This window comes from Paenarthrobacter sp. NPDC057981 (genome assembly GCF_042886835.1).
In the GTDB taxonomy this organism is placed as follows: Bacteria; Actinomycetota; Actinomycetes; order Actinomycetales; family Micrococcaceae; genus Arthrobacter.
Map to the genome: position 1 here is coordinate 12,650 of NZ_JBHVQI010000010.1, position 25,148 is coordinate 37,797.

Genomic DNA, 25,148 nt, shown 5'->3' on the forward strand with positions numbered 1-25,148 from the left:
CCACCATACCAACACTTAAGCCCATAAGTGTTGGTTAATTCCCGCCATACCAACACTTAGTGGTATAAGTGTTGGTTACCGTGAGCGGAACCCACACCTGCCTTCACGAAGCAGTGAGGGGCGGCCATCTCGTTAGGATGGGGGAGTGACTTCCTCCTTCAGCCTTCGCCCTGCCCGCACCAGCGACGTGGCGGCCATCAAGAGGCTCGTTGCCCCCCTGGCGGAGGAGCGGATTCTCATGGCGAAGGAGACGGTGGCGTACTACGAGAGCCTCCAGGAATTCCGGATCGCCGAATCCGACGCCGGCGAGGTCATTGGCTGTGGCGCATTGCATGTGATGTGGGAAGACCTGGCCGAAATCCGCACACTGGCGGCGGCAGACTCCTGGCGCGGGCGCGGTGTCGGGCACACCTTGGTGGAGGATCTCCTGGAAGAGGCGCGCGCCCTGGGCGTGAGCCGGGTCTTCTGCCTGACCTTCGAGGTGGACTTCTTCAAGCGCCACGGATTCGAAGTCATGGAGGACCAGTCCGCAGTGGATCCGCAAGTGTACTCAGAGTTGCTGCGCTCGCATGACGAGGGCGTGGCGGAGTTCCTGGACCTTGCCCGGGTCAAGCCCAACACCTTGGGCAACACGCGCATGATCAAGCAGCTGTAAGCGCTCCTCAACCGCCGCCCGATTATGGGTGATTTAAAACCTCTTCTCTTATATCCAGTTGATGGATAAACTGATCACGGCTTGCTGGGGAAGCTTCCACTACTCGGTCAATGTGAGAGAAGATCATGCAGTCCCACGCGTCCATTTCAGATGTTTCAGAACTCCAACTCAGCGTCCGCGGTCCAGTGTTCACGCCTGCCGATCCCGGATTCGCCGCAGAAGTAGCGGCCTTCAATCTATCCACCCAGCACCAGCCGGACCTTGCCTTCGGCGCCCTCGATGCAGAGGACGTCGCGGCGGCGGTCCGTTGGGCTGCAGAACGCCGAATGCCCGTTTCCGTGCAGTCCACGGGGCATGGCGCCACCAATGCCATCGAAGGTGGCCTGCTCATCAGTACGCGCCGCATGCTGGAGCTCAGTATCGATCCCGTCGAGAAGACCGCCCGTGTCGGTGCGGGTGTCCGCTGGAGGGCAGTGGTTGACCACGCCGCCACGTTCGGTTTGATGGGACTCTGCGGTTCAACCACCGACGTCGGCGTGGTGGGCTACACGCTGGGCGGCGGTTTGCCCATCCTTGGGCGCAAGTACGGCTTCGCTTCGGACCATGTGATCGCCTTTGAACTCGTCACCGCCGATGGCACCCAGCGTCGGGTAAGCAAAGACGAGAACTCCGAGCTGTTCTACCTCTTGAGGGGCGGAAAAGGGAACCTCGGCATTGTCACGGCCATGGAATTCCACCTCTTCCCCGGCTCGGACCTGTTCGCCGGCGGCCTGTACTACGACGGCGAGCACGCCCCGGCCGTTCTCCAGCAGTTCAGCGAATGGGTGCCCGGGCTGCCCCAGGAGGCATCGGCGTCGTTGGCTTTCCTTCGCCTGCCGGACATGGACATAGTCCCCGAACCGCTGCGCGGAAAGTTCGTAGTGCACCTTCGGTATGCCTATCAGGGCGATGCCGCGGTGGCCACGCGGCTGCTGGAACCCATGCGCCGGAGCGCTCCCATCATGATGGACGGGACCGGCCCCTTGGATTCAACCCAAATGGACATGGTCCATCAGGACCCGGAGCAGCCCGTGCCTGTGCGGGAGCGGGGATTCCTGTTGGATCGCTTGGACCAGGATGCCAGGGGCGCCATTCTTCGGCATTTCGGCCCCGGTGTCCCAAGCCCCGTGCTCATGGCGGAAATCCGTCTCCTTGGTGGAGCCCTGGCTGCCTGCGCTGACGGTGAAGACATGGTGGGAGCTCGCGATGCAGCGTTCAGCTTCTTCATGGCCGGCATGGTCGTCCCGCCCGTGGCGGAGCTGCTTCCAGGAGTGTTCGACGCCGTCCGCGAGGACTTGCGTCCGGCCTCCAGCGGTGGGACTTTCGTTAACCTGCATGGACATTTTGTGGACGCCGAGGACAGGGAGCGGCCGTGGGAGCCAAGTGTCCGTGAGCGTCTGCGCAAGGCGAAGGCCGAGTTGGATCCGCAGAATATGTTCAGTTTTGGGCACGTTGTAGGGCTGCCGGTCATTGATCAGACCGTCCTGCTGGAAGACGTTGCCACGGCCGGCGGCGACGCCGTGCTGAACAGCTGAAGGGGATGCGGACGATGGACCACAGGGTCACATTTCCCGATTTCTCCGCGTTCCAGATCGATCTCCCCTACGGGCCGTGGCCGCATGATGTTTCCTGGTCGGGCGACCGGCACAGCGACCCGGATCTCTACTCGGCTTTCTGGCCGGAGTTCCCGGTACGGCAGGAGGCCGGCGAGGTGGCGCAACCGGCCGGCGAGGAGTAGCCCGGAAGCGCGCTGCACTAAGGTGGCGGATACATTCTACGACAGATCTGATTATCTGTCGTAGAATGTATCCATGAATGGACGAAGCCAGCTCCTGGATCGGCTTCCAAACGGGGCCGCCTTTAGCGTTAAGGAGGCGAGTCACTACGGGGTGCCCAAAGCAAGCCTGTACCGGCTGCGCGATTCGGGGCTAATTGAACAGATTGGGGCAGGTCTCTACGTGACGGCGGAAGGTCTGGATGCGGACCTCGACTTGGTTGAGGCTGCGCATAAGGCGCCCTTGGCTACTCTGTGCCTGAACAGTGCCCTGGCACGCCATGGGCTGATCGACGAGATTCCGTCATCCATCGATTTGGCGATCCCTCGAGGAAAAACTCCGCCCCAGGTGTTGGCGCCGGTAAATTGGCATGTCTTCGACCGGGCGACTTTCGAGGTAGGCCGAACAGCCGTGCCTATCGACGGTGCGGACAGTGCAAGTATCGGAATTTACTCCCCTGAGCGTTCAATAGTCGATGCGTTTCGCCTCCGTGCTACCGCTGGCTACGAAACCGGCGTTGAAGCTCTCCGCAACTGGCTGAAGCGTCCAGACTCTCATCCGGCGCGACTAATGCAAGTGGCATCTGTTCTTCCCCGATCCAGCGGACCGCTCCGCCGCGCGTTGGAGGTCCTTCTATGACCGCCTCCAAGATTTACGACCAACTGCAGGCCCTCGCGCGCGACCGGGCTCGCCCCTTTGATGAAATTCTGGTCTTGTACGCGCTTGAGCGATTCCTGTACCGCCTCGAGGGCACACCCTACGCCGGGGATTTCTGCCTCAAAGGCGGAGTCCTCCTGTCTGCCCATTCACTTCGCCGGCCCACCCGTGACATCGATATCCAGGCGCTCGACTTTGAGCTGGACGTCACCCACGTCACCGAGGTAGTGGGAGCGGTCGCGGGTGTGATGGCTGAGGACGGTCTTTCCTTTCACACCGGATCTCTGGACATCGAGCAGATCCGTGATGAGGACGAGTACACGGGCCTTAGGGTTACACTCCCGGCAACGCTGCATAGGGCAAAACCCACAATCAAGCTGGACATCAGCACTGGGGACCCAATCTGGCCCGCTCCCGAGCAAATCGAACTTCCGTCACTACTGGGCGGTTCAGTGAAGATGCAAGGCCATCCTCTTGTAACGGTCATTGCTGAGAAAACGGTCACCATGCTGCAAAGAGGCACAACATCCAGATGGCGTGACCTTCTGGATGTTGTGGCCCTGTCAGAGAGATACCCTTTTGCGGCAGCACAGCTGAGGGAGGCGGCCAGGCAAGTTGCTCAGCACCGAAGTGTAGAGCTGGGGCCTCTCCGCGCGTTCCTCAACGGATACGGGCAGATTGGGCAAGCCAAATGGGCTGCTTGGCGCGCAAAAAACAGGGTGGAAGACCTATGCGCGAAAGACCTTGATGACCAGGTCGAACGCGTCCTGGGTTTCATGGATCCAATTTTCGATGGAACCGCGGAAGAGCACCACGTGTGGAGCCCTGATCAGAGATCTTGGGCGTAGCTCAGGCGAGGACGGCAGGGAAGCTTCGTCCCCGACACCGTGACCCAGTTCGCTGAGCCCAAGCGGCAGGATAACTGCGACGGTCGGCCCGGAAGGCCTACCGGGGCTGCGGCCCCGGTAGTAGGGTCAGAGCACCAGCCACACCACGCCAGGAGCATCCAATGAAAAAGCTCATTAATGATCCACGGGCCGTGGTGGACGAGTCCGTTGAAGGGTTCGGCATGGCGCATGCCGACATCGTGGACGTCCACCCCGAGCCGAAGTTCGTCGTCAGGAAAGGTGCACCGGTACAGGGCAAGGTCGCCCTCGTTTCCGGCGGAGGCAGCGGCCACGAGCCCCTGCACGCGGGTTTCGTCGGGCTAGGCATGCTCGACGCCGCCGTCCCCGGGGCAGTCTTCACCTCACCAACCCCTGACCAGATTATTCCGGCCACAGTCGCCGTCGACTCAGGTGCCGGCGTCGTCCATATCGTGAAGAACTACACCGGCGACGTCCTGAACTTTGAAACCGCAGCCGAGATGGCGCAGGCCGAAGGCGTTCACGTGCGTTCCGTTCTGGTCAACGACGACGTCGCCGTGGAGGACTCGCTGTACACGGCCGGACGCCGCGGCGTCGGCGGAACTGTTTTGGTGGAGAAGATCGCCGGTGCTGCGGCGGAGCGCGGAGACGATCTTGACGCCGTCACGGCCATCGCCGAGAGGGTGGTGGCGAACGTGCGGACCATGGGCGTGGCCCTGTCCGGATGCACGGTGCCGCACGCGGGAACACCGAGTTTCGAACTCGCCGACGACGAAATTGAAATCGGCATCGGCATCCACGGCGAGCCGGGCCGCCACAGGATCGCCATGGAAAGCGCCGACGCCATCACCGACCGGCTCCTGGAACCTGTGCTGGACGACCTTGGCCTGAGCTCGGGCGACAAGGTGTTGCTGTTCGTCAACGGAATGGGAGGGACCCCGCAGAGCGAGCTGTACATCGTGTACCGGCGCGCCGCGCAGGTTCTTGCTGAACGTGGCGTCACAGTGGAGCGCTCCCTGGTGGGCAACTACGTGACGTCCCTGGAAATGCAGGGCTGCTCTGTATCCGTACTCCGCCTGGACGACGAGATGACGGGGCTCTGGGACGCTCCCGTCCACACTGCCGCGCTGCGGTGGGGAGCCTGAGCATGGGCCTGGACGTCACATGGGCGCAGGAATGGCTGAAGTTGTCGGCCAAGGCGATGGCTGAGCATAGGGTCGAGCTGATTGAACTGGACCGGGCCATCGGGGATTCCGATCACGGCGAGAACATGGACCGGGGTTTCCAGGCCGTGCTGCAGAAGCTCGATGAAAGCCCGCCGGAAACTCCGGGTGCCGCGTTGAAGGCCGCCGCCATGGCGCTCATGTCCAAAGTGGGTGGAGCTGCCGGGCCTCTTTACGGAACGGCCTACCTGCGGGCGGCCACGTCGTTGGGGGAGGCGGTCGACGTCGACTCCGAGGCGCTCGCGGCGGCCCTCGCCGCGGCGAGGGACGGGGTTGTGGCGCGTGGCAAGGCCGAGCCTGGCGACAAGACAATGATCGACGCCTGGACACCGGCGGTGGAGGCTGCGGTGAAGGCGGCGTCCGACGGCGCAGAACCGTCGGCCGTGCTGGAAGCCGCCGCGAAAGCCGCGGAGGAGGGTGCCAAGGCGACGGATCCATTGGTGGCGCGGAAGGGCCGGGCCAGCTATCTCGGCGATCGCAGCGCCGGCCACCGGGATCCGGGGGCAGCATCAACCGCGCTGCTGCTGCGGGCTGCGGCCGAAGCCGCGGCCGGATCCGGCGGCACGGGAGCGGCCGAATGACGGTTGGGATTGTGGTGGTGTCCCACAGCAGCAAGATCGCTGAAGGAGCTGTTGAACTCGCCGCCCAGATGGCGCCCGACGTCGGACTCGTCGCCGCCGGTGGCACTGACGAGGACCGGATCGGGACCAGCCTGGAGAAGGTGCTGGCCGCCGTCGAACAGTCACTGGTCGACTCCGGTGGCGACGGTGTCGTGGTGCTGACGGACCTGGGCTCGGCGGTAATGACTGCTGAATCCGCGATGGAGTTCGCCAGCAATCCCGACGCCGTGCGGCTGGCCGACGCGCCCTTGGTGGAGGGACTCGTGGCGGCCGCGGTCGCCGCGCAGGGTGGTGCCGGCGTCGAGGATGTACGCAAGGCTGCCGAGGCGGCTGGCAGCACCAGCAGCCCCGAAGCGGCCAAGCGCACTGACTTGCCGGACCCGTACGGTCAGGATGAGCCGGACGCGAGCGGTGACTTCGAACTCATCAACCCCATGGGCATGCATGCGCGGCCGGCCGCGAAGATCGCCGGCGGCCTGTCGGGGCTGGACGCTGAGGTGACGGTGAACGGCGTCGACGGCATGTCCATCATGGCACTCATGGCGCTGGCCGCCGGGCAGGGCTCCAGCCTCCATGTTGAGGCCCGGGGCAAGGACGCATCCAAGGCCGTGGAGTACGTGGGGCGGTTGGTCAAGGAGGGCTTCGGGGAGCTCTAGGATGAACCGTTTTTCACCCAAATATTGCTAAGTACACTGATTAGTGATGTTGTAGAGGTACAAGGTTCCTACGACGAAAGAGGTGCGACATGGGTGCTGACGACAAGTTGGAGAACACTGGCGAGAAGCTTGGCGGCAAGGCCAAGGAAGCTGCCGGCAAGCTGACGGACGACAAGGGCCTCGAAGCTGAAGGCAAAGGCGACCAGGTCAAGGCTGACCTGAAGAATGCCGGCGAAAAGGTGAAGGACGCCTTCAAGAAGGACTAGGAATGTGGACAGGGCCGCTGCGCTTGCAGCGGCCCTGTCGCGTTGTGTGAACTTCTTGTGCGAAGCGCTGCTCCCGCGGTGCGCTGATTGATGGAGGATCGACGTGAACATAGTGGTAAAGCTGTTTGGACTCGCCGTGAGCCTGGGCGCCGGTGCGCTCGCCAACAAGACGTTGGAGGGGCTCTGGGAAAAGAAAACCGGCAAGCCCGCGCCCAAGGACGGCACGGACCTCGACGACTCTTTGCCAGGTGTCCTGGTGTTCGCCGTTGTGTCCGCCGCTGTTGGCGCAGTGGTTCACGTACTCACCCAGCGGGGCACCAAGAGTGCCCTGGCCCGCATGAAAAAGACGGCTGACGAGGTCTGAACCATGGCTATAGCTAAATTCCCCAACGTTGTTCTTGATTGCCCTGACGCGGCCGCTTTGGCCGGTTTCTACGGCGAACTTTTCGGCTGGGAAGTCACAGGCAAGGAAGATTGGTACGAGATCCGCCCCAGCGATGGCAGCAACTGCATCTCCTTCCAGCAGGTGGAGGTGTACCAGGCTCCTGTATGGCCCGGGCAGACCATCCCGCAGCAGATGCACCTGGACATGGTGGTGGAGGACCTGGACAAGGGTGAGGAGGCTGTGCTGTCACTCGGTGCGACCAAGGCCGACCACCAGCCGGGCGAAACATTCCGGGTTTTCCTTGATCCGGCCGGCCACCCTTTCTGCCTCTGCCTCAGCTAGCCGCCCGGGCTGGCCGCGCGCCCGGTTCGGTCAGCCCTGATGGGCCGGTCAGCCCTGTTGCGCCGCCCATTCTTCCACCCGGCGGTTGCTTTCTTCCTCGGAAAGGTCTTCAACGCGGGTCATGATGGACCAGCGAACGCCGAAGGGATCACGGATGCTGGCGTAGCGGTCACCTGAAACAAAGGTGGTCAGCGGCTCGCGGACAGTGGCGCCGGCTTGCTCCGCCTTCCGGACCAAACCGTCCGCGTCCGCGCAGTACAGGCCCATGGAGTAGCAGTCGTCTTCACCGTCCGGTGCTGGTACCAGGTGATACTCCGGGTTCGGTTCGCCGAGCTGGAGGTGGCCGTTTCCGAAGTCCAGCTCCGCGTGCACCACCACTCCGCCCATGTCGGTCTGGCCCACAACGCGGGCTCCGAAGACGTCGCGGTAGAACGCTATGGCTTCCCGGGCGTTGGGTACGGCGAGGAAGGGCGTGAGGCTGGTCAGCCCGTTGGGGACGCCGCGGGTGGTGTACTGCCCATCGGCTGCCGTGGTTGATTCTGTGCTTGTAGTATCGGTCATGGCTACGACGCTACGCTCCGGCCGCGCAGGGGCGCTTGCAGATTCGCGACAGGTTTGGAGGTCCGTTGGAGAGCTCCTTCAAGGGCATCCTGTATCCGGCGCGGCTGCCCACTTTCCATCGGCTGCCCGCCCCGGACGCGGTCGCGGAGCTCGTGGAATGGTTCTGGATTCCCGAATGGGACATCGAGCCTGGCCGCTCTTCCCGGCAGCATGTGATCGCCTACCCTGCCTCCAACCTTGTGGTCCAAGGTGGTGGCGTCGGGTTTTCCGGCCCAACCACCCGTGCCGGTTTCCGCGACCTCAGCGGCAAAGGTTGGGCCGTGGGCGCCCTGCTCCGGCCCGCCGCGGTGCCCCTGTTCACGGATAACCCCGAGGCCTTGCGCGACCAGGAAGTCGCCTTACCGCTGGATGGCCTTCACGCCGCGGTTTCGGCCGCCATGGACCCGCTTTCCCCCGCGGCAACGCCCGACGACGGCGCCCGCCGGGAGCGTGCAGTGGCCGCCTTTACTGCGTGGCTGGCTTCCAGGGATGTTGTTCCGACAGAGGAGGCGCTGCTCGCCAACCGCATGGTGGAGGTGATCGCCTCGGACCGCGAGGTACTCCTGATCGAGGATGCCGCACGGCGCTTGGCGGTATCGCCCAGGACCTTGCAACGGGTTGCGAAGAAGTACGTGGGGCTCAGTCCGTCGGCACTCATTAGGCGTCGACGATTGCAGGACGCCGCCGAGCGCGCACGGTCCGATCCAACAGCGGACCTTGCGGCGATCGCCGTCGAACTTGGCTACGCGGACCATGCGCACCTGACGAACGACTTCCGGAAGTACCTGGGCTTTACGCCGAGTACGTATCGGAGGTCAGCTGGGGAGTCTTGAGCGCCGGGGCCTGCGGTTCGGCTGCGGCGGGGTCCGGTGTGGTGCTGTCCCCGCGGAAGGCTGCAAGCATCGCCTCCCGGTCGAACTGGCCTTCCCATTTCGCCACCACAAACGTGGCTACACAGTTGCCGAGCAGGTTCACCACAACGCGCATGGAGTCCATGAGCCGGTCCGCTCCGAGGAGCAGTGCAACCCCGGCGACGGGGAAGATGCCCAGCGCTCCTGCCGTGGCGGACAGGGCCAGGAAGGCAGACCCTGGAACGCCGGCCATGCCTTTGGATGTCAGCATCAGCACTCCGAGTGCGGCCAACTGTTGCCCGAGGTCCAGATTGTGGCCGAAGGCCTGGGCGAGGAAAAGCAGGGAGATGGAGAGATAGAGCGCCGCGCCATCGAGGTTGAAGGAGTATCCGGTGGGGACCACGAGGCCTGTGGTCGCCCGTGAGCAGCCGGCGTTGGTCAGCTTGGTCATGATGCGTGGCAATACAGATTCGGTGGAGGCGGTGCCAAGAGCCAACAGGAACTCTTCGCGTGAGTACTTGATGAACTGCCACAGCGGGACACGCGGGTAGACCCAGGCGACAACGAAAAGCAGTCCGATGAAGACCAGGGCGGAGCCGTAGCATGCAGCGATCAGGAGTGCGTAGGTGCTGAGCGAGCTGAGACCGTACTGGCCGATGATGAAGGCCATGGCGCCGAAGGCACCCACGGACGCAACCCGCATCACCCAGGCCATGATCTTGAAGAAGAGCTCAAGGGTGGTTTCCATGACATCGATGACCGGCTTGCACTTTTCCCGGCCCACCACCACGATCGCGGCTCCGAAGAAGACCGCGAAGCACAGGACCTGAAGCAAGGAGTTGGAAGCGAACGCGCCCACCACGCTGGTAGGGATGATGCCCAGCAGGAATTGTCCTGCGTCCTTGGGCGGTGCGGTGGTGGTCTTCGCATTCACCGCATCCGCGGACAACGTGGCGGGATCGATGTTCAGGCCAGCGCCCGGCTGCACCAGGTTGGCCACCACCAGTCCGAATGCCAGGGCGAAGAGCGTGGCAGCGGTGAAGTAGATCAAAGCCTTCACACCTACCCGGCCCACTGCTTTCACATCTCCCACGGCGGAGATTCCTGTGACGATGACCAGGAAGATCAGTGGAGCGATGATCATCTTGATGAGCTGGATGAAGCCGTCGCCCAAGGGACGAAGCGCGGATCCAAGGTCAGGCCAGAGGTAGCCGATGCTGATCCCCAACACTACGGCCACCAGGATCTGGAAGAACAAGGATTTGTACAAGGGCTTCTTGGCCGCCGGGCTCACGGTGGAGGCGGGTGCTGGGATCTTCAAAGTGGCGCCTATCTGTGCGATGGCCGTGCAGGGTCACGGTCCGGGATCACCTAAGACGCTATGGACGGGTTGTTTCCGGGATGCTAATTCCAAGGGCTTGCTGTGTTTAATATCGGAATCAAGTTTCCGCCATGCGGAATCTATGGTTGTTGCCGCAGGCCTTCGGCAGCCAGCACCACACCGGCGGAAATGACCCGCCCGCACTTCTCGCCGTACGGATATGCGCCGCGAGGTGTAAAGCTCAACGTGCGCACCGGCAGCGCCACGCCGGTCTTGGACGTGCCGCTGACCGTGACTTCCATCGGAGACTCTGAAAGGGCGGGCAACTCCACGAAGCCCTGCAGGGTCCCGTCCGGAGACGACGTTGCCGAACACACGCCATCCGGTGTGCACTTCTCGCCCGAGGTCACGGCACCCGGGTTCAGCATTAGGTCCTTCCCGGTGCAGGCCGCGTCCTGGCAGGCCGTCAACCGCAGCGAGCCCACTTGGCCCGCGTAGTCGGCGGTTACGGTCAACGAGACGGCCGCTGTATGCCCGATCGCGGGACAAGCAACCGGCACGTCTGCGCAAGCGGATAGCAGCGCCGTCCCGGCAAGGGTCAAAGCCAGCCCGATTCTCCCCATGACTCAGGGTAGGACGGCAATCGTTCCGCCGCTACGCCGGAAGCCGCAACCCGTCGTCGTGCATTTCGGCCAGTCCGTCGGCGAGCAGGCCGTCCAGGGCCCTCTCGAGCTGCTCTGGTGCGGAGTTGAGCCGGTGCAGGGCTGCCAAGGGAATGCCGATACCCGAAGCCTCGAAGCCGAGGTCGGCGGGTGGGCGCTCGAACATGTCGCGCGGGACGGGGTGCGCGGCCTCGCGCAGGACAGCCATCACGGCACCTCGCACTTGGCGATCGGTGCCGTGCCAGGACTGGCCCTTTGGGGTGTACGACGGCGGCGGCTCACCGGCCGCGAGCCACGCGCAGCTGTCGCGGACAGGACACTCGGCGCACTTGGGACTGCGGGCCGGGCAGACCATGGCTCCCAGTTCCATGACCGAGGCGTTCCATCGCACGGAAAGGGCTTGGTCCTCCGGAAGCAGGGCGTCGGCAAGCCGCATTTCCGCAGCAGTGAGAGCCGGGGCCGGCAAAGCATTCCCGGAGACAAGTCGGGCGTGCACGCGCCGGATGTTGGTGTCCACCACGGTTTCCCGGCGACCGTAGGCAAAAGCCGCGACGGCGGCCGCTGTGTAACCGCCGACCCCCGGCAATCCAAGAAGCGCGGGATAGTTGTCAGGTACGTTGCCGTCGTGCTCCTCACAGATGGCGACGGCGGCCGCGTGCAACCGGAGGGCGCGGCGCGGATAACCCAGCCGGCCCCAATGACGTACGGCTGCGCCGGAAGGTTCGGCAGCCAGGTGCGCGGGCGTCGGCCACCGCTCCATCCAGTCGAGCCACACCGGGAGTACCCTGACTACCGGAGTCTGCTGGAGCATGATCTCGCTGACCAGAACGCCCCACGCAGTGCAGTCCGGCCGGCGCCACGGCAGGTCCCGGGCAGCCCCGGCGAACCACCGGTCCAGGGCATCGTGGAGCCGGGCAAGCTCATCGGAATCGGGGAGTGTCATACTGCCATCAACTGTAATGGAACCGAGGTGCGGGCCTGCTCATGGCCGACGTCACACAGGTCCGGATTGCTGGCGTGCGGCGTGGAGGTTAGGTGCTCCGTCGGCCACGAGCCTAGCCTAGATGCATGGCCACCAACGGTAAGCAGCACTCGAGCGCGCGCTCCGCCGCGCAGGCAAAGAGCGCTGCCCGGGGCTCCTCCAGCACCCCGGCGAACAGGCGGCGGCCCAGCCCCGCCGTGTACCGCCGTCGTCGTCAGGTCGTTTTCGGAGGGCTGCTGCTGGTGATCGCGCTGGTGGTCGTTGGTGTGCTGGCCCTGACTGGCCTGTTCGCCGGCTCTCCTGAGCCCCAAGCGGTCAACACCCCGGCACCAACACAAGCGCCCACGCAGGGGAGCGCACCGTCCGTGGCGGCGTCGCCGTCGGCCTCGCCATCACCGGTGTGCGACTTCAACCTCATGACCGTCGCAGCGAAAACCGACAAGCCCGCCTACGGTCCCGACGAAAAGCCGCTGCTGACCATGACCATCACCAACGGCAATGCGGCCCCTTGCGAGGTCAACGTAGGCACATCCCAGATGGAATACGTGGTGATGAGTGGCTCGGACCGTATCTTCTCGTCCAAGGACTGCCAGACCGGCGGAGTGGACCTGGTCAAGACCATCCAGCCCGGCAAGAGCGAAACCGCCAACTTCCCGTGGCAGCGCAACAGGTCGCTCGAAGGCTGCGGCGTGATCAACGCCAAACCAGGTGCGGGCGGCGCCTACTACACGTTCGAGGCACGGCTGGGGAACAAAGCCAGCCCCAAGGCTGTCTTCCAGCTGAACTGACCGCCCGGCCGTGGCCGGTTTGGGCAGCAACGCCCGACGGCGGAAGCCGGCTTAGAGGAACCGGTCCAGCAGGCTGGCCTCGGCCATGCGGCTCAGGCCTTCGCGGACCGTGCGCGCGCGCTGGTCACCGATGCCGTCCACAGTCATGAGGTCATCAATGGTGGCGGCCATCAGGTTCTGCAGGCCGCCGAAGTAGTCCACCAAGCGGTCGGCGACGGCCTTGGGCACGGACTTCAGGCCGGACAGCAGGCGGTATCCTCGCGGCTGGACCACGGCGTCCAACTGCTCGACGCCGCCGGCAAAGCCGATGATGTGGGCGATGCGGCTGAGGTCTATCAATTCCGTAGGCCCCAGGTTCAGCAGTGCCTGGACGGCTTCCTCGATGTCCTCGGGGGTGGCGTTGGGATCGGAGTAATCGCGGATGATCACTTCGCTGCCTGGACCGCGCCCGACCGTGAGTTCCTCCACCTGGAGAGACAACAAGCGACCGTCTTCACCGAGTTCAAGAACGTATTGGGCAATCTCCTCGGAGATCCGGCGGACCATTTCCTGGCGTTGCAGCGTGACGGCCACGTCCCTCACCGTCACCAAAGCCTCGATCTCCAGCGCTGAAAGGGAACTGGTGACCTGGTCCAGCCTGGCGCTGTACCGCTCCAGCGTTGCCAAGGCCTGGTTGGCGCGCGCAAGGACCTTCTCCGAACCCTCCAACACGTGCCTCAGCCCGTTCACATACAGCGCGATGATCTGCATTGACTGGCTGACGGAGATGACGGGGACACCGGTTTGGATGGCGACTCGTTCGGCCGTGCGGTGCCGGGTACCCGATTCCTGGGTTTCGATGCTGGAATCCGGCACCAGTTGGACGGCTGCCTTGATGATGTTGCTGGCATCCTTGTCGCAAATGATCGCCCCATCCATTTTGGCAAGCTCACGGAGCCGCGTGGGGGAGAAGTCGATGCCGATGTCGAAGCCGCCCGAGCAGATGGAATCAATGGTGCGATCGTATCCCAGCACAATCAAAGCGCCGGTGCGCCCGCGGAGGATACGCTCAAGGCCATCGCGCAATGGAGTTCCGGGTGCGACTCTGGCAAGAGTCGCCTTAAGCGATTCTTCCGGGCTCCGGGCCATAGGTTTTCCCTTCGAAGGTGCAAGCCATGGCTCGCAAACATGCTGAATCCGGCGTCAGCGGCCGCATCCAAAAATGGCCTTGTGGCGCCAAGCTCAATGATAGGGCTTCATTGCACCGTTAACCGCACCAGCAAGCCCCAAAGTGGGTCATTTCGTTATGTTCGCAGGTGCTTCGAAGTGGCTAGTAATCAACCTGCCGCTTGAGCTTGTTCCCGAGCCACAGCATCGCCAGGCTCACCACCAGGAAGCCGACGGAGATTGCCAGGGCGAAGACCACCACTCCGCCCCATCCGCCGGCGCGATCCGGGTTGATGAACCAGTACGGATACCAATTGACAATGGATCCACGGATGAGGCTGTAGACCAGATAGGCGATGGGGTAGATCAGCCAGTACCAAATGTGCCGGAGCTCAAGCTTGGCGCGGGGAGGCTGGAACAACCAGTCCGCCACCATCACCACGGGCATCAGGTAGTGCACGACGAAGTTCACCCACGGGACCATGGATCCCAAGTCCTCGCCGGCAAGCAGGGCGCCAAACACCAGGCCCACCACGGCCATGGCGATGGTGGCCGTACCCCGCGTGACGTCGTCCGCCTCGCTGGGACGTTTGCGGATCAGCACCCTGTAGCCGCTGATGAGCAGCACGATGGCGGCGAAGATATTGGACAGGTTGGTGAAGTAGCTGAAGAAGTTTCCGACGTCGTAGCCAAGCCCAATGTGGACCGTCAACTGCGTCGCCACAGCCACCAACGTCAAAAGCCCAAAGAAAAAGCGTCCCCCGATAAGCACATTCCGTTTGGTCATGGGCCAATCCTTGCCCAAGCCGGGCCGGGTAGGCGGTCCGACACCCCGAAAGGGTTAAGTGATGAGGAGCTCCAATGCCTCAGCCAGATGCCCCACCTCGCGGACCGAGAAGCCATCCGGGATGACTCCCGCCCCGGCGGGGCTTGCCGGAACGATCGCGTGGGTGAAGCCGAGCCGGTGGGCTTCCTGGATGCGCTGGTTGATGCCGGGCACGGGACGCACCTCACCCGCCAGCCCCACTTCACCAAAGGCAATCAGCCGCTGGGGGAGTGCCTTCCGGGACTTGGCAGAGGCAACAGCCAGCGCGACAGCCAGGTCTGTGGCAGGTTCCGTAAGCTTCACTCCGCCCACGGTGGCAACGTACGAGTCATCCTTGTGCAGCATGCAGCCCGCGCGTTGCTGCAGGACCGCCAGAAGCATGGCAACGCGGGAGCTCTCCAGCCCGCTGGTGGCCCGCCGGGGCTGGGAATTGGGGCTTTCGGCAAGGAGCGACTGGACCTCGGCCAGCAGTGGCCTTCTGCCTTCCATGGTTACCGTGATGCACGTTCCCGAAACCGGCTCCCTGGTGCGTGAAACGAACAACCCACTGGGATCAGCGAGTCCTTCAATGCCTGCCTCGTTGAGGTCGAAACACCCCACATCGTCCGTGGCGCCGTAACGGTTCTTGACCGCCCTCAGCAAACGGAGCCGCGAATGGCGCTCGCCTTCGAACTGGCACACGACATCCACCAGATGCTCCAGCAAACGCGGGCCCGCGATGGTGCCTTCCTTGGTGACATGGCCTACCAGCAGCGTGGTCATGTTGCGCCTCTTGGCTGCGGCAATGATGGAGGCAGCGACCTCGCGCACCTGCGAAACACCGCCGGCGCTACCCTCGACGTCGGCACTGCTGAGCGTCTGCACCGAGTCCACGATCAGGAGCTTGGGCTCAAGCTTCTCCACCTGGCCCAGGGCCTGGCCCAGGTCGGTCTCCGCCGACAGGTAAAGGGTGTGGGCGACGGCGTCGATCCGTTCGGCCCGCAACTTCACCTGCGCTGCGGACTCTTCGCCCGTGATGTAGAGGACGTCCTGCCCGGTGCGGGCGAACTTTGCAGCGACGTCGAGCAGCAGCGTGGATTTTCCGACGCCGGGTTCCCCCGCAAGCAGGATGACGGCACCCGGAACGAGCCCTCCTCCGAGGACGCGGTCCAGCTCGTCCACTCCCGTGGGCAGGAAGGCCGCAGTGGTCCCATCGACCTCGGCGATACGCCGGGCGGGTTCCAGAACGGTAGCGGCCGCCGTCGTACGCGCAACAGTGGCGCCATATTCCTCAACGGTTCCCCACGCCTGGCATTCACCGCAACGGCCCACCCATTTGATGGCCGTCCAGCCACATTCGGAACACTTGTAGGCGGGTGTCTTGGATGCGCGGGAGGTCTTTGAAGCCATGCTTTCCAGATTAGTCGGGAGGACTGACAGGATTAGCCCGGCCGTACCGCACAGCGTCAACGAACACCGCCAGGCCAAACACGCCCAGCGCCACCCCCATCGATGCCACGACGTCAGTGAGCCAGTGGTAGCCAAGGTAGAGCCGGCTGTAGGCGACCAGCAGCGTGAGCAATGCGGCGCCGGCGTAGGCGAGGACCGCCGTCGTGCGTGTCCCGGAACGCGAGACCAGCAGGTACGCCAGTACCGAAGCGAAAACTGCGGCGCCCAGCGTATGGCCGGATGGGAATGACAAGGCATCGTCGGGGCCAAGAAGGAAGTCCGACGACGGCGGCCGGGACCTGGAGACTTCCAGTTTGATGACAGTGGCCAGGACAACGGAGAGCACCATGGCACCCATCAGGATGGCCGGACGCCACAGCTCCCTCTTCCAGACGGCCCACACCACGGCCACCAGTCCACCGGCCACCGACATCACCGTGGGCGACGTAACCGCCGAGACGCGAGCCAGGAAGCCGGTAGCGAGGTCGCTGCGGGAGTCGACGACGAACGTGTGCACGGCGCCGTCCAGGGTTGCCAGGCCACTCGCGGACAGAACGGCCGCGAACATCAACCAAAAGACCACGTCCCCGGCCACGAAGAGCGCGCCCGCCCACAGGAACAGCACCCGCTGCGGCAGCCGAAGGGAGGGGGCAGGCCTGGGGCGCACGGACAGGCGTGGTGAAGATGCAGAAAGCATCGGCCCATTCTGCCAAACGGTCCTGAGGCTAGTCTGGGAGCCTCGCGAGTTGGCATTTAATGACAATGCCGGGCCGTGGGATTGTCATTAAATGCCAACTCGGCGGGCGAAAACTACAACGCCGGAAGCACCGCCCGGGCCTCCTCCGGCTCCATCCCGCTGGCCTCCAACAGATCAACCATGAGCGGCCGGAAGAGCATCACCACGGTTTCACCCTCAAGCCTTTGCACATCCAGCATCTTGGGATGCAGCCGGGCCGCGATGTCGGAAAGGTCGTTCCGGGCACGCCGCAAATGGACCCGGCGGGTGCCTTCGCTTTGCTCGGAGAGGCCAATGGTCATCTCATCGATGGCGGCAGCAGTTTCCTGCAGCACCTCCGAAATACTGTCGATCGCCTGGTCTGACAGGGCGGCGTGGTTGATGGCGCTGGTGAGGCGGCGGGCGAACACACGGCTGTTACGGAGAGCCAGATCAATGTACTCAAGGGAGTGCTCCAGGCTGGCCAGTTCATCGCGGTGCCTGCGATGCGCGGGTGCCAGCGTGGCGACCTCGCCGGAGGCCCGCAGCGTCTGCCGCATACGGTCAACCAAAGGCTGGCAGTTGCGGCCGCGGATCAATGCGTGCCAGGCAGCTGTCGAGTCGCTTTCGATCATGGCGGTGGCGCACTCCCGCAGGACCTCGGCGAGTTCGTGCAGGATTTTCTGGACGTCCTTCCGTGGCTCCCTGCGCGGATCCTTCGGCACCAGGATGGTCACCAGCAGCGCACAGATACCACCCACCACGGCGTCCAGGCTACGCGTGAACGGCCCGCCGGCCGGCGCCGGAAGCAGCACCACCAGCAATGACTGCAGACCCAGCTGCGTTGTGAAGATGGTCCCGCTGTCGAGGAACCTGGCCAGCAGGATGGAGAAAAGAAGGACGACGGCGGCCTGCCAGATTCCAGCGCCCAGCCAGTGGAGCAGGAGGTCGCCAACCACGATGCCCAGTGTGCAGCCCAGACCCACCTCAATGACCCGGCGCAGACGGGGATCGCGCGAGAAGCCCAGGGCGATCAAGGAAGACGTCGCCGCGAACAAGGGTCCTTGGTGGCCCAGGACGTATTCGGCGAAGGCGTAAGCGCCCACGGCGCACACTGTCATTTGGATGGCCGGGGTTAAGGAGTTCCGGCTCCGGACCAGACCGGTCCGCACTCTGGCCCGCAGAAACTTCTTGCTTGCGTTCAGTCCCTTAGCGGCAGCCATGCCTTTCAGTCTATTTGCCCGGCCACCTTCCACCGGGGAACGACGAGCGTAACGGTGGAACCACTCAAGGTGGCACGCGCCACATAACCCAATGGTCCGCCGTCGTTCACTTTCCGTTCACCTGCCACCGCAGATCCCGTTACCTGCGCTCCTTACCTTCAGTAAAGGAACAAAACGGTCCACAGCTCGCGCACGCCGAAATCTCCGTTCGGAACGCATCTGAGAAATCCCTGGAAGGGGCACATCCAAGTGAAGGCAACTCGCTTCGGCCGCAACGCGGCACTCGCGGTCATCGCAGCAGGCGCACTCGCGCTCACCGCTTGCGGTTCTGACAACGCAACCGGCACCACTGGCGGAACCCAGTCCGCAGCAGCCGGCACCAAGGTGACGGGCACACTGACCGGCATCGGCGCCTCCTCCACCGGCGCAGCCATGGACGCCTGGAAGGCCGGCTTCGCCTCCGCAAACCAGGGCGCCACGGTCCAGTACTCCCCGGATGGCTCCGGCGCAGGCCGCAAGGCCATCATCGACGGTTCGGCACAGTTCGCCGGGTCCGACGCCTACTTGAAGGACGACGAGCTTGAGGCTTCCAAGGCCAAATGCGGCCCTGAAGGTGCCATCAACATCCCGGTGTACATCTCCCCGATCGCTGTCGCCTTCAACATCCCCGACGTCAAGGAACTGAAGCTCGACGCCGCTACGGTCGCCAAGATCTTCCGCGGCCAGATCACCAACTGGAATGACCCCGCAATCGCAGCACTGAACTCCGGCGTCACCCTGCCGGACCTCAAGGTGACCCCGGTCAACCGCTCCGACGACTCCGGCACCACCTCGAACTTCACCGACTACCTCGCATCCGCCGCTCCCGAGGTCTGGGCGGATAAGGCTGCAGGCGTTTGGCCCGCCTCCCTGAAGGGCGAGAACGCCAAGGGCACCTCCGGCGTCGTCAAGACCGTCACCGACACCCCCGGTGCCGTGACCTACGCCGATGACTCCGCTGTTTCCGGCAAGCTGGGCACCGCCTCCATCAAGGTCGGCGACGAGTTCGTGAAGATCTCCGCCGACGCCGCCGCCAAGGCTGTTGAAGCCGGCAAGCCCGTGGACGGCCGCGCCAGCAACGACGTCGCCATCAAGCTGGACCGCAAGACCACCGCATCCGGTGCCTACCCGGTAGTGCTCGTGTCCTACCACGTTGTCTGCACCACCTACGAAACCAAGGCTGTTGCCGACCTGGTCAAGGCCTTCGAGACCTACGTCGTTTCCGACGAGGGGCAGAAGACCGCTGCCGACGCCGCTAAGTCCGCACCGCTCTCCAAGACGCTGCAGGACAAGGCCAAGGCTGCCATCGAAACCATCAAGGCCAAGTCCTAAGGCTTGCGTCAAGAGCACGGCTGAACACTGAGGTTCCCTGTCCCGCCCGCCGGTGGCCGCAACGCCGCCGGGGCGGGGCAGGGAACTTAGCCGTGTAAGACCAGTTCACTCCAGACTGAAGGATCGTGAAGTGACCACCAACTCCCTGACAACCTCCCGAGGCGCAGGACGCGCCGGGGATAAGGTTTTCTCCGGGGCCGCCATGGCCGCAGGGTGCCTTATTCTCGCAGTCCTCTTCGGCGTCGCGTTGTTCCTCGTGGTGCAGGCCATCCCGGCGCTCACCGCCCAGCCCGCGGACATCCAGGGCGGACACGGCTTCTTCGCCTACATCGCTCCGATCGTGGTGGGCACGCTGATCGCCGCCTTGATCGCGTTGGTCATCGCCACGCCTGTGGCGATCGGGGTGGCCCTGTTCATCTCGCACTACGCCCCGCGCCGGCTCGCTGCCGGACTCGGTTATGTCGTGGACCTCCTGGCCGCCATCCCCTCCGTTGTCTACGGTGCCTGGGGCGCGGCGTTCCTGGCCAAGGAAATCTCCCCCGCCTACGACTGGCTGGCCAACAACCTCGGATGGATCCCGATCTTCCAAGGACCGGCCTCCGCTACCGGAAAGACCATCCTCACGGCAGGCATCGTACTCTCGGTCATGGTCCTTCCCATCATCACCTCCCTGTCCCGCGAAATCTTCCTGCAGACCCCCAAGCTGCACGAAGAAGCCGCGTTGGCCCTGGGAGCCACCCGCTGGGAAATGATCAAGATGGCAGTGTTGCCCTTCGGCCGTCCCGGCATCATCAGCGCCGTCATGCTTGGCCTGGGCCGCGCGCTCGGAGAGACCATGGCCGTTGCCCTGGTGCTGTCCTCCGGCGTCCTCACCGCCAGCCTGATCCAGTCCGGCAACCAGACCATTGCCGCCGAGATCGCCTTGAACTTCCCCGAAGCCAGCGGCCTGAAGGTGAACACTCTGATCGCCGCCGGCCTGGTGCTGTTCGTCATCACCCTTGGCGTGAACATGATCGCCCGCTGGATCATCACCAAGCACAAAGAATTCTCGGGAGCCAACTAAATGACCGCCACAGCAGTCCGTAAGCGCTCCGCGCTCACCAAGGGCCAACTCCCGAAGTTCGCGCCCTACATTGTCTTGGCTGTCGCACTCATTGTCGGTGCGGCCATCCTCGCATTGATCGGCTTCAACGCCTTCGGCTGGGGGATTGTCTCCGCCATCCTCTTTGCCGTCGGATTGGTTTCCTGGAGCGGCGTTGTCGAAGGTTCCCGCAAAGCCAAGGACAAGCTCGCTACCTGCCTGGTGGTGGGTGCCTTCCTGGTCGCTTTGCTGCCTTTGATCTCGGTGATCGTTACAGTGCTGATCAACGGCATCCCCGGACTCATCACCCCCGGCTTCCTCGGCACCTCCATGAACGGCGTTACCGGCGCTTTCGACAACAAGGCAGCTGAAGAGGGTGGGAAGGTTCTTGGCGGTATTTACCACGCGCTGATCGGGACCATCCAGATCACGCTCCTTGCTACCGTCATTTCGGTGCCTGTTGGCCTGCTCACCTCGATCTACCTGGTGGAATACGGCAACGATCGTCCGCTGGCCCGCGCCATCACCTTCTTCGTGGATGTCATGACCGGCATCCCGTCGATCGTGGCCGGCCTTTTCGCGGCAGCGTTCTTCTTCGCCGTCGTCGGGCCGGGAACCAAGACCGGTGCGGTAGCCGCCGTCGCGCTTTCCGTCCTCATGATCCCGGTGGTGGTCCGCTCCAGCGAGGAAATGCTGAAGATCGTACCGAACGAGCTCCGCGAGGCGTCCTACGCGCTGGGCGTACGCAAGTGGCGCACCATCACCAAGGTGGTTATTCCGACGGCGATCTCCGGTATCGCTTCCGGCGTTACCTTGGCAATCGCGCGCGTGATCGGCGAGACGGCTCCCATCCTGGTGACCGCCGGGTTCGCCACCACCATCAACAACAACGTGTTCAGTGGCTGGATGGCTTCGCTGCCCACGTTCATTTACACACAGATCCTCAACCCGACGTCGCCGTCCAACCCTGGTCCTTCCGACCAGCGTGCCTGGGGCGCAGCTCTGGTGCTGATCATCCTGGTGATGCTCCTGAACCTCGGAGCACGCCTGATCGCCCGCATCTTCGCTCCCAAGACGGGCCGGTAGCCGGCAGCCGGCACTCCCGGCACGAAAACTTCCAGAACCCCCAAGGAACAAAGGAACACCATGTCCAAGCGCATCGACGTCAAAGACCTGAACGTCTACTACGGCAATTTCCTGGCCGTCGAGGACGTCAACATCAACATCCAGGCCAAGTCCGTGACGGCATTCATTGGCCCGTCCGGCTGCGGCAAGTCCACCTTCCTCCGTACCCTCAACCGCATGCACGAGGTCCTTCCCGGCGCCCGCGTTGAAGGCGAAGTACTGCTCGACGGCGACAACCTGTACGGTCCCGGCGTAGACCCCGTAACCGTACGCACGCAGGTGGGCATGGTCTTCCAGCGCCCCAACCCGTTCCCCACCATGTCCATCCGCGACAACGTGCTGGCCGGTGTAAAACTGAACAACAAGAAGATCTCCAAGGGCGCAGCCGATGCCCTGGTCGAGAAGTCCTTGGTGGGCGCCAACCTGTGGAACGAAGTCAAGGACCGCCTGGACAAGCCGGGCTCCGGCCTCTCCGGCGGCCAGCAGCAGCGCCTCTGCATCGCCCGTGCCATCGCCGTTGAACCCCAGGTGATCCTCATGGACGAGCCCTGCTCCGCCCTGGACCCCATCTCCACCCTTGCTGTTGAAGACCTCATCAACGAGCTCAAGGACCAGTACACCGTGGTGATCGTGACCCACAACATGCAGCAGGCTGCCCGCGTGTCCGACAAGACCGCGTTCTTTAACATCGCAGGCACCGGCAAGCCGGGCAAGCTCATCGAGTTCGCCGACACTACGTCCATCTTCAACAACCCGTCCCAGAAGGCCACGGAAGACTACGTCTCCGGCCGCTTCGGATAAGGGTTCTGCGGGTTCCGGCTTCCATGGGGGGAGTCGGCACATAACGACGGCGGCCGTCGCCTTGGGGGTACGACCGCCGTCGTTTTTTGTTACCCAACTAGGGGACAGATGAGGGTCCACTGAACGCTCAGTGGGCCCGTATCTGTCCCCTGGTTGGGTCTAGAGGCGCGTGAGCGGGGAGAACGCGAGTTCCAGGATGAACGCCGCGGCCGCAGTGACCAGAGGGGTTGCTACCCAGAACATCAGGATCCTCCGAACGAGGCGCCGGTTCACGGTGTGGAACCGCTGGTTGATGCCCCCGCCCAGTACGGACGCCGTGAGCGTGTGCGTGGTGGAGAGCGGCAACTGGAGACCAATGGCGCCGACAAACAGCATGACGGACGTCAGCGTCTGGGCCACGAACCCCCGCAGCGGGTCCACACGGATCAGTTTGTGTCCCAGTGTGTGCGAGATCCGCCAGCCACCCAACATTGTTCCTGCTGTAAGCATCACGGCCGTGAGCAGCAGAATCCACAGGGGTACGTCGTCGCCGCCGGACAACCCGGCGGCCACTACGGCCAGGAAAATGACCGCCGCGGTGCGTTGTCCGTCCTGTAGGCCATGCCCGAACGCCACGGCCGCGCTCGATACAGCCTGGGCCCGCCGGAAGCGCCGGTTCACCACATTCGGCTGCGTGTAGCGGGCCGCCCAGGTAACCGGCCACACCAGCAAATACGCCGCTCCGAAAGCTATCAACGGGGAAAGCACCAGCGGCAGCACCACCTGGGTGAGAACGATGCCGTCCACGCCACCGAGGGAGTTTCCACCGACCAGGATGCTGGCGCCGCCCGCACCGATGAGCCCACCCACCAACGAGTTCGTGGAGGACAGTGGAATGCCGCGCCACCACGCATAAACTCCCCACAGTATGGAAGCCGCCAAGGCTGAGGCGAGCATGGTGAGGCCGCCGGTGCCTTGGGGCAGTGTGATCCAGGACTGCGTGAAGGCCAGGACAAACGTCCCGCTGAGCATGGCGCCCACAAAGTTGAAGACAGCAGCCAGGAGCACGGCGACCGATGGCGTGAGGGCTCGGGTCCGCGTTGAAAGCGCGACGGCGTTGGAGACATCCCGGAAGCCGTTCAGGAATGCGAAACCCGAGGCCAAAGCAACTACCAGGACCAGGACGGCGATGGTCACGTCATGATTCCTTGACGATGATGCTGCCTACCTGCGTGGCGACCTTCCGCATGTCCTTGGTTACTTCCACCAACTGGTTGGCGATGTCCCGGTGCCGTGCGTACTGTGTGGACTTCATGTCCTTGAGCATCTCCGCTACCCAGATCCGGTGGGTGCGCTCGGCACGTTTCGCGAGCCGCAGAATTTCGATCCAGTAGTCCTCAAGTTCGTCGAGGTCTTCGAGTTTCCGCATGGCGTCCACCGTCAGCTCGGCCTGGCGGCTGATGATCTCCAGCTGGTCGGCTGCGCGTTTGGGGAGCCGGTCCAGCTTGTAGATCGCCACGAGGTCACCGGCGGCATCCAGCTTCTCCATGGCCTCGTTGAGGTGGCGGGACAAGGTGTACATGTCCTCGCGGGGGAGCGGGTTCACGAAACTGGTGCGCATATGCGTCAGGAGGGCGAAGTGCAGGTCCAGCGACTTGGACTCGTGCTCGTGGAGCTCTTCTGCGAGTCGTTCGTGCTCGCTGGCAGGGGCACCAAGAATTTCGGAGAGCGTCCCGGTGGCGGCCACGATGACGCCGGCCATCTGGGCCAGCAGTACGAGCCCGGCAGGTTCCTGGGGGAAAAGGCGCAGCTTCATGTCGCTTCCGGGCTGGGGACGGGTGGGCGCGGGCCGCTTGACTTGACGCGATCCGTTTCGCTCCCAACTTTACCGGTCGGCAGGAGTGCTGCGGGAAGCGCCCGGGTGTTGCGGGAACTTGTCCCCATCGCGGGGTGCCGCACAAACATGCAAGACTGGGCACATCAATTAATCCAATCAATGGGGGAACTATGCGTGTCAATAACCTTATGAAGATCAGCGGCCTGGCCGCCGCCGGGCTTCTTGCCCTGAGTGCCTGCGCTCCCGCCGCGACGAGCCCGACGGCGGGCGGTTCCGAATCGCCGTCGTCCTCCTCGTCCTCGTCGCCGTCTGCCTCGTCCGCAGCATCATCGGCTCCGTCCGAGGGCGCCTCCTCGGGTTCCTACAAGGTTGCGTCCTGGGCGCTCCCGGTCTCCGATGCCGGCGACAAGCTGGGCAGTCTGAAGGGTGACAGCTTCTCCGTCGACGTCTTCCAGGTGGCCACGGATGTCGCTTCCAAGGACAGCATGTTCGTGGATAAGGAAACCAAGGAGAACCTGCTGAAGAAGGGCGCCCCGATCGTCTACGTGAACTACGTGGTCACCAACACGTCATCGGCCGATATCCCCCTGAGTCACTCGCTGGTGACTCCCAACGCCAAGTACACGGACTGGAAGTACCTTGGCGGCATGCCGTCCGATTCCAGCAGCGACGGGTTCAAGAAGCATGGCCTGACGAGCTCGGGCATCAAGCTGAAGGAGAAGGACCCGTTCGTGCTGAAGCCGGGTGAGTCGTTCAACATTGCCGAGAACTTCGCCTACACCGCGGGCAAGGAAGCCGAGATCAAGGCGACCATGACGCCGCAGAACGCGGCCGGCGACCTCGATCACGACAAGAAGGAAACTGCCGAAACCACGGTCACGCTGAAGTAGTTTCTGCCGCGTTTTGCCCGGACCGCCTCAGTGCGCGT

Annotated in this window: 29 protein-coding genes; 18 read left to right on the forward strand and 11 right to left on the reverse strand. The window is 63.8% G+C overall.

Annotated features, from left to right (window positions below):
- Positions 1-145: 145 nt before the first annotated feature.
- The 11 genes from ACFVSI_RS11050 to ACFVSI_RS11100 all read left to right on the forward strand — a co-directional run bounded on the left by ACFVSI_RS11050 (position 146) and on the right by ACFVSI_RS11100 (position 7,484).
- A complete protein-coding gene (locus ACFVSI_RS11050) occupies positions 146-655 on the forward strand; it encodes an amino-acid N-acetyltransferase (RefSeq protein WP_387823132.1) in 510 nt (169 codons plus the stop codon).
- A 125-nt stretch (positions 656-780) separates the two neighbouring features.
- Positions 781-2,229 carry an FAD-binding oxidoreductase gene (locus ACFVSI_RS11055; RefSeq protein WP_387823135.1) on the forward strand — a complete coding sequence of 483 codons (1,449 nt, stop codon included), beginning with the start codon at positions 781-783 and terminating at the stop codon, positions 2,227-2,229.
- Between the two features lie 14 nt (positions 2,230-2,243).
- Complete coding sequence (locus ACFVSI_RS11060) at positions 2,244-2,432, forward strand: hypothetical protein (RefSeq protein WP_387823138.1); 189 nt, start codon at positions 2,244-2,246, stop codon at positions 2,430-2,432.
- A 73-nt stretch (positions 2,433-2,505) separates the two neighbouring features.
- On the forward strand, positions 2,506-3,108 hold the full coding sequence (locus ACFVSI_RS11065) for a type IV toxin-antitoxin system AbiEi family antitoxin domain-containing protein (RefSeq protein WP_387823141.1): 603 nt from the start codon (positions 2,506-2,508) through the stop codon (positions 3,106-3,108).
- On the forward strand, positions 3,105-3,974 hold the full coding sequence (locus tag ACFVSI_RS11070) for a nucleotidyl transferase AbiEii/AbiGii toxin family protein (RefSeq protein ID WP_387823144.1): 870 nt from the start codon (positions 3,105-3,107) through the stop codon (positions 3,972-3,974). Before ACFVSI_RS11065 ends, ACFVSI_RS11070 begins: the two co-directional genes overlap by 4 nt.
- Positions 3,975-4,135: 161 nt before the next feature.
- On the forward strand, positions 4,136-5,137 hold the full coding sequence (gene dhaK, locus ACFVSI_RS11075; RefSeq protein WP_387823147.1) for a dihydroxyacetone kinase subunit DhaK: 1,002 nt from the start codon (positions 4,136-4,138) through the stop codon (positions 5,135-5,137).
- Positions 5,138-5,139: 2 nt separating this feature from the next.
- Positions 5,140-5,796 carry a dihydroxyacetone kinase subunit DhaL gene (gene dhaL, locus ACFVSI_RS11080; RefSeq protein ID WP_387823150.1) on the forward strand — a complete coding sequence of 219 codons (657 nt, stop codon included), beginning with the start codon at positions 5,140-5,142 and terminating at the stop codon, positions 5,794-5,796.
- A complete protein-coding gene (gene dhaM / locus ACFVSI_RS11085) occupies positions 5,793-6,491 on the forward strand; it encodes a dihydroxyacetone kinase phosphoryl donor subunit DhaM (protein WP_387823153.1) in 699 nt (232 codons plus the stop codon). The genes dhaL and dhaM overlap by 4 nt, the downstream gene beginning before the upstream one ends.
- Positions 6,492-6,580: 89 nt before the next feature.
- Positions 6,581-6,757: a CsbD family protein gene (locus tag ACFVSI_RS11090; RefSeq protein ID WP_144663172.1), complete on the forward strand. Its 177-nt coding sequence runs from the start codon at positions 6,581-6,583 to the stop codon at positions 6,755-6,757.
- Between the two features lie 103 nt (positions 6,758-6,860).
- Positions 6,861-7,121 carry a DUF4235 domain-containing protein gene (locus tag ACFVSI_RS11095; RefSeq protein ID WP_377547784.1) on the forward strand — a complete coding sequence of 87 codons (261 nt, stop codon included), beginning with the start codon at positions 6,861-6,863 and terminating at the stop codon, positions 7,119-7,121.
- A 3-nt stretch (positions 7,122-7,124) separates the two neighbouring features.
- The gene (locus ACFVSI_RS11100; protein WP_387823157.1) at positions 7,125-7,484 is read left to right on the forward strand and encodes a VOC family protein; all 360 of its coding nucleotides are present in this window, start codon (positions 7,125-7,127) and stop codon (positions 7,482-7,484) included.
- A gap of 48 nt (positions 7,485-7,532) precedes the next feature.
- Here the strand turns inward: ACFVSI_RS11100 and ACFVSI_RS11105 are convergent, their stop codons facing one another.
- Complete coding sequence (locus tag ACFVSI_RS11105; RefSeq protein WP_144663169.1) at positions 7,533-8,045, reverse strand: glyoxalase/bleomycin resistance/extradiol dioxygenase family protein; 513 nt, start codon at positions 8,043-8,045, stop codon at positions 7,533-7,535.
- Between the two features lie 65 nt (positions 8,046-8,110).
- Between ACFVSI_RS11105 and ACFVSI_RS11110 the strand changes: the two genes are divergently transcribed.
- Positions 8,111-8,917, forward strand: a complete 807-nt coding sequence (locus ACFVSI_RS11110) for a helix-turn-helix domain-containing protein (protein ID WP_387823160.1) — start codon at positions 8,111-8,113, stop codon at positions 8,915-8,917.
- Here ACFVSI_RS11110 and ACFVSI_RS11115 read toward each other — a convergent pair.
- The 3 genes from ACFVSI_RS11115 to ACFVSI_RS11125 form a co-directional block, all read right to left on the reverse strand.
- Positions 8,877-10,256, reverse strand: a complete 1,380-nt coding sequence (locus ACFVSI_RS11115) for a cation:dicarboxylate symporter family transporter (RefSeq protein ID WP_387823163.1) — start codon at positions 10,254-10,256, stop codon at positions 8,877-8,879. The two genes, ACFVSI_RS11110 and ACFVSI_RS11115, sit on opposite strands and share 41 nt — an antisense overlap.
- 140 nt (positions 10,257-10,396) lie before the next feature.
- Positions 10,397-10,879 carry a hypothetical protein gene (locus ACFVSI_RS11120; protein WP_387823166.1) on the reverse strand — a complete coding sequence of 161 codons (483 nt, stop codon included), beginning with the start codon at positions 10,877-10,879 and terminating at the stop codon, positions 10,397-10,399.
- Positions 10,880-10,910: 31 nt separating this feature from the next.
- Positions 10,911-11,861 (reverse strand): A/G-specific adenine glycosylase, encoded by a 951-nt coding sequence (locus ACFVSI_RS11125; RefSeq protein WP_387823169.1) that lies wholly within the window; start codon positions 11,859-11,861, stop codon positions 10,911-10,913.
- A gap of 125 nt (positions 11,862-11,986) precedes the next feature.
- Here ACFVSI_RS11125 and ACFVSI_RS11130 point away from each other — a divergent pair, with 125 nt between their 5' ends.
- Entirely contained in the window at positions 11,987-12,688 is a 702-nt protein-coding gene (locus tag ACFVSI_RS11130; protein ID WP_387823172.1) for a hypothetical protein, read from the forward strand.
- Positions 12,689-12,739: 51 nt separating this feature from the next.
- Here the strand turns inward: ACFVSI_RS11130 and disA are convergent, their stop codons facing one another.
- The 5 genes from disA to ACFVSI_RS11155 all read right to left on the reverse strand — a co-directional run bounded on the left by disA (position 12,740) and on the right by ACFVSI_RS11155 (position 18,026).
- On the reverse strand, positions 12,740-13,816 hold the full coding sequence (gene disA, locus ACFVSI_RS11135) for a DNA integrity scanning diadenylate cyclase DisA (protein WP_144663141.1): 1,077 nt from the start codon (positions 13,814-13,816) through the stop codon (positions 12,740-12,742).
- Between the two features lie 181 nt (positions 13,817-13,997).
- Positions 13,998-14,621 carry a Pr6Pr family membrane protein gene (locus tag ACFVSI_RS11140; protein WP_387823175.1) on the reverse strand — a complete coding sequence of 208 codons (624 nt, stop codon included), beginning with the start codon at positions 14,619-14,621 and terminating at the stop codon, positions 13,998-14,000.
- A 54-nt stretch (positions 14,622-14,675) separates the two neighbouring features.
- Positions 14,676-16,049, reverse strand: a complete 1,374-nt coding sequence (radA, locus tag ACFVSI_RS11145; RefSeq protein WP_262276865.1) for a DNA repair protein RadA — start codon at positions 16,047-16,049, stop codon at positions 14,676-14,678.
- A 10-nt stretch (positions 16,050-16,059) separates the two neighbouring features.
- A complete protein-coding gene (locus ACFVSI_RS11150) occupies positions 16,060-16,785 on the reverse strand; it encodes a phosphatase PAP2 family protein (RefSeq protein ID WP_387823179.1) in 726 nt (241 codons plus the stop codon).
- A 113-nt stretch (positions 16,786-16,898) separates the two neighbouring features.
- Positions 16,899-18,026 carry an aromatic acid exporter family protein gene (locus tag ACFVSI_RS11155; RefSeq protein WP_387823181.1) on the reverse strand — a complete coding sequence of 376 codons (1,128 nt, stop codon included), beginning with the start codon at positions 18,024-18,026 and terminating at the stop codon, positions 16,899-16,901.
- Positions 18,027-18,275: 249 nt separating this feature from the next.
- On the opposite strand from ACFVSI_RS11155, the gene pstS reads away from it, so the two are divergent.
- From pstS to pstB, 4 genes are all read left to right on the forward strand, one after another.
- A complete protein-coding gene (pstS, locus tag ACFVSI_RS11160) occupies positions 18,276-19,397 on the forward strand; it encodes a phosphate ABC transporter substrate-binding protein PstS (protein ID WP_387823183.1) in 1,122 nt (373 codons plus the stop codon).
- Positions 19,398-19,527: 130 nt separating this feature from the next.
- On the forward strand, positions 19,528-20,460 hold the full coding sequence (gene pstC, locus ACFVSI_RS11165; protein ID WP_387823186.1) for a phosphate ABC transporter permease subunit PstC: 933 nt from the start codon (positions 19,528-19,530) through the stop codon (positions 20,458-20,460).
- A complete protein-coding gene (gene pstA, locus ACFVSI_RS11170; protein ID WP_387823188.1) occupies positions 20,461-21,564 on the forward strand; it encodes a phosphate ABC transporter permease PstA in 1,104 nt (367 codons plus the stop codon).
- Positions 21,565-21,624: 60 nt separating this feature from the next.
- A complete protein-coding gene (gene pstB / locus ACFVSI_RS11175; RefSeq protein WP_039239203.1) occupies positions 21,625-22,404 on the forward strand; it encodes a phosphate ABC transporter ATP-binding protein PstB in 780 nt (259 codons plus the stop codon).
- A gap of 159 nt (positions 22,405-22,563) precedes the next feature.
- On the opposite strand, the gene ACFVSI_RS11180 is transcribed toward pstB, so the two are convergent.
- Both ACFVSI_RS11180 and ACFVSI_RS11185 read right to left on the reverse strand, forming a co-directional pair.
- Positions 22,564-23,580 carry an anion permease gene (locus ACFVSI_RS11180; RefSeq protein ID WP_387823191.1) on the reverse strand — a complete coding sequence of 339 codons (1,017 nt, stop codon included), beginning with the start codon at positions 23,578-23,580 and terminating at the stop codon, positions 22,564-22,566.
- A 1-nt stretch (position 23,581) separates the two neighbouring features.
- Positions 23,582-24,199: a DUF47 domain-containing protein gene (locus ACFVSI_RS11185; protein ID WP_144663131.1), complete on the reverse strand. Its 618-nt coding sequence runs from the start codon at positions 24,197-24,199 to the stop codon at positions 23,582-23,584.
- A gap of 191 nt (positions 24,200-24,390) precedes the next feature.
- Between ACFVSI_RS11185 and ACFVSI_RS11190 the strand changes: the two genes are divergently transcribed.
- Positions 24,391-25,110 (forward strand): hypothetical protein, encoded by a 720-nt coding sequence (locus ACFVSI_RS11190; protein WP_387823193.1) that lies wholly within the window; start codon positions 24,391-24,393, stop codon positions 25,108-25,110.
- Positions 25,111-25,148: the final 38 nt, after the last annotated feature.

Bases quoted from the DNA above. Each gene is read 5' to 3' on its own strand.
- ACFVSI_RS11055 (WP_387823135.1), top strand. From the start codon at position 781: ATGCAGTCCCACGCGTCCATTTCAGATGTTTCAGAACTCCAACTCAGC.
- ACFVSI_RS11060 (WP_387823138.1), top strand. From the start codon at position 2,244: ATGGACCACAGGGTCACATTTCCCGATTTCTCCGCGTTCCAGATCGAT.
- ACFVSI_RS11065 (WP_387823141.1), top strand. From the start codon at position 2,506: ATGAATGGACGAAGCCAGCTCCTGGATCGGCTTCCAAACGGGGCCGCC.
- ACFVSI_RS11070 (WP_387823144.1), top strand. From the start codon at position 3,105: ATGACCGCCTCCAAGATTTACGACCAACTGCAGGCCCTCGCGCGCGAC.
- dhaK (WP_387823147.1), top strand. From the start codon at position 4,136: ATGAAAAAGCTCATTAATGATCCACGGGCCGTGGTGGACGAGTCCGTT.
- dhaL (WP_387823150.1), top strand. From the start codon at position 5,140: ATGGGCCTGGACGTCACATGGGCGCAGGAATGGCTGAAGTTGTCGGCC.
- dhaM (WP_387823153.1), top strand. From the start codon at position 5,793: ATGACGGTTGGGATTGTGGTGGTGTCCCACAGCAGCAAGATCGCTGAA.
- ACFVSI_RS11090 (WP_144663172.1), top strand. From the start codon at position 6,581: ATGGGTGCTGACGACAAGTTGGAGAACACTGGCGAGAAGCTTGGCGGC.
- ACFVSI_RS11100 (WP_387823157.1), top strand. From the start codon at position 7,125: ATGGCTATAGCTAAATTCCCCAACGTTGTTCTTGATTGCCCTGACGCG.
- ACFVSI_RS11105 (WP_144663169.1), bottom strand. From the start codon at position 8,045: ATGACCGATACTACAAGCACAGAATCAACCACGGCAGCCGATGGGCAG.
- ACFVSI_RS11120 (WP_387823166.1), bottom strand. From the start codon at position 10,879: ATGGGGAGAATCGGGCTGGCTTTGACCCTTGCCGGGACGGCGCTGCTA.
- ACFVSI_RS11125 (WP_387823169.1), bottom strand. From the start codon at position 11,861: ATGACACTCCCCGATTCCGATGAGCTTGCCCGGCTCCACGATGCCCTG.
- ACFVSI_RS11130 (WP_387823172.1), top strand. From the start codon at position 11,987: ATGGCCACCAACGGTAAGCAGCACTCGAGCGCGCGCTCCGCCGCGCAG.
- disA (WP_144663141.1), bottom strand. From the start codon at position 13,816: ATGGCCCGGAGCCCGGAAGAATCGCTTAAGGCGACTCTTGCCAGAGTC.
- ACFVSI_RS11140 (WP_387823175.1), bottom strand. From the start codon at position 14,621: ATGACCAAACGGAATGTGCTTATCGGGGGACGCTTTTTCTTTGGGCTT.
- radA (WP_262276865.1), bottom strand. From the start codon at position 16,049: ATGGCTTCAAAGACCTCCCGCGCATCCAAGACACCCGCCTACAAGTGT.
- ACFVSI_RS11150 (WP_387823179.1), bottom strand. From the start codon at position 16,785: ATGCTTTCTGCATCTTCACCACGCCTGTCCGTGCGCCCCAGGCCTGCC.
- ACFVSI_RS11155 (WP_387823181.1), bottom strand. From the start codon at position 18,026: ATGGCTGCCGCTAAGGGACTGAACGCAAGCAAGAAGTTTCTGCGGGCC.
- pstA (WP_387823188.1), top strand. From the start codon at position 20,461: ATGACCGCCACAGCAGTCCGTAAGCGCTCCGCGCTCACCAAGGGCCAA.
- pstB (WP_039239203.1), top strand. From the start codon at position 21,625: ATGTCCAAGCGCATCGACGTCAAAGACCTGAACGTCTACTACGGCAAT.
- ACFVSI_RS11185 (WP_144663131.1), bottom strand. From the start codon at position 24,199: ATGAAGCTGCGCCTTTTCCCCCAGGAACCTGCCGGGCTCGTACTGCTG.
- ACFVSI_RS11190 (WP_387823193.1), top strand. From the start codon at position 24,391: ATGCGTGTCAATAACCTTATGAAGATCAGCGGCCTGGCCGCCGCCGGG.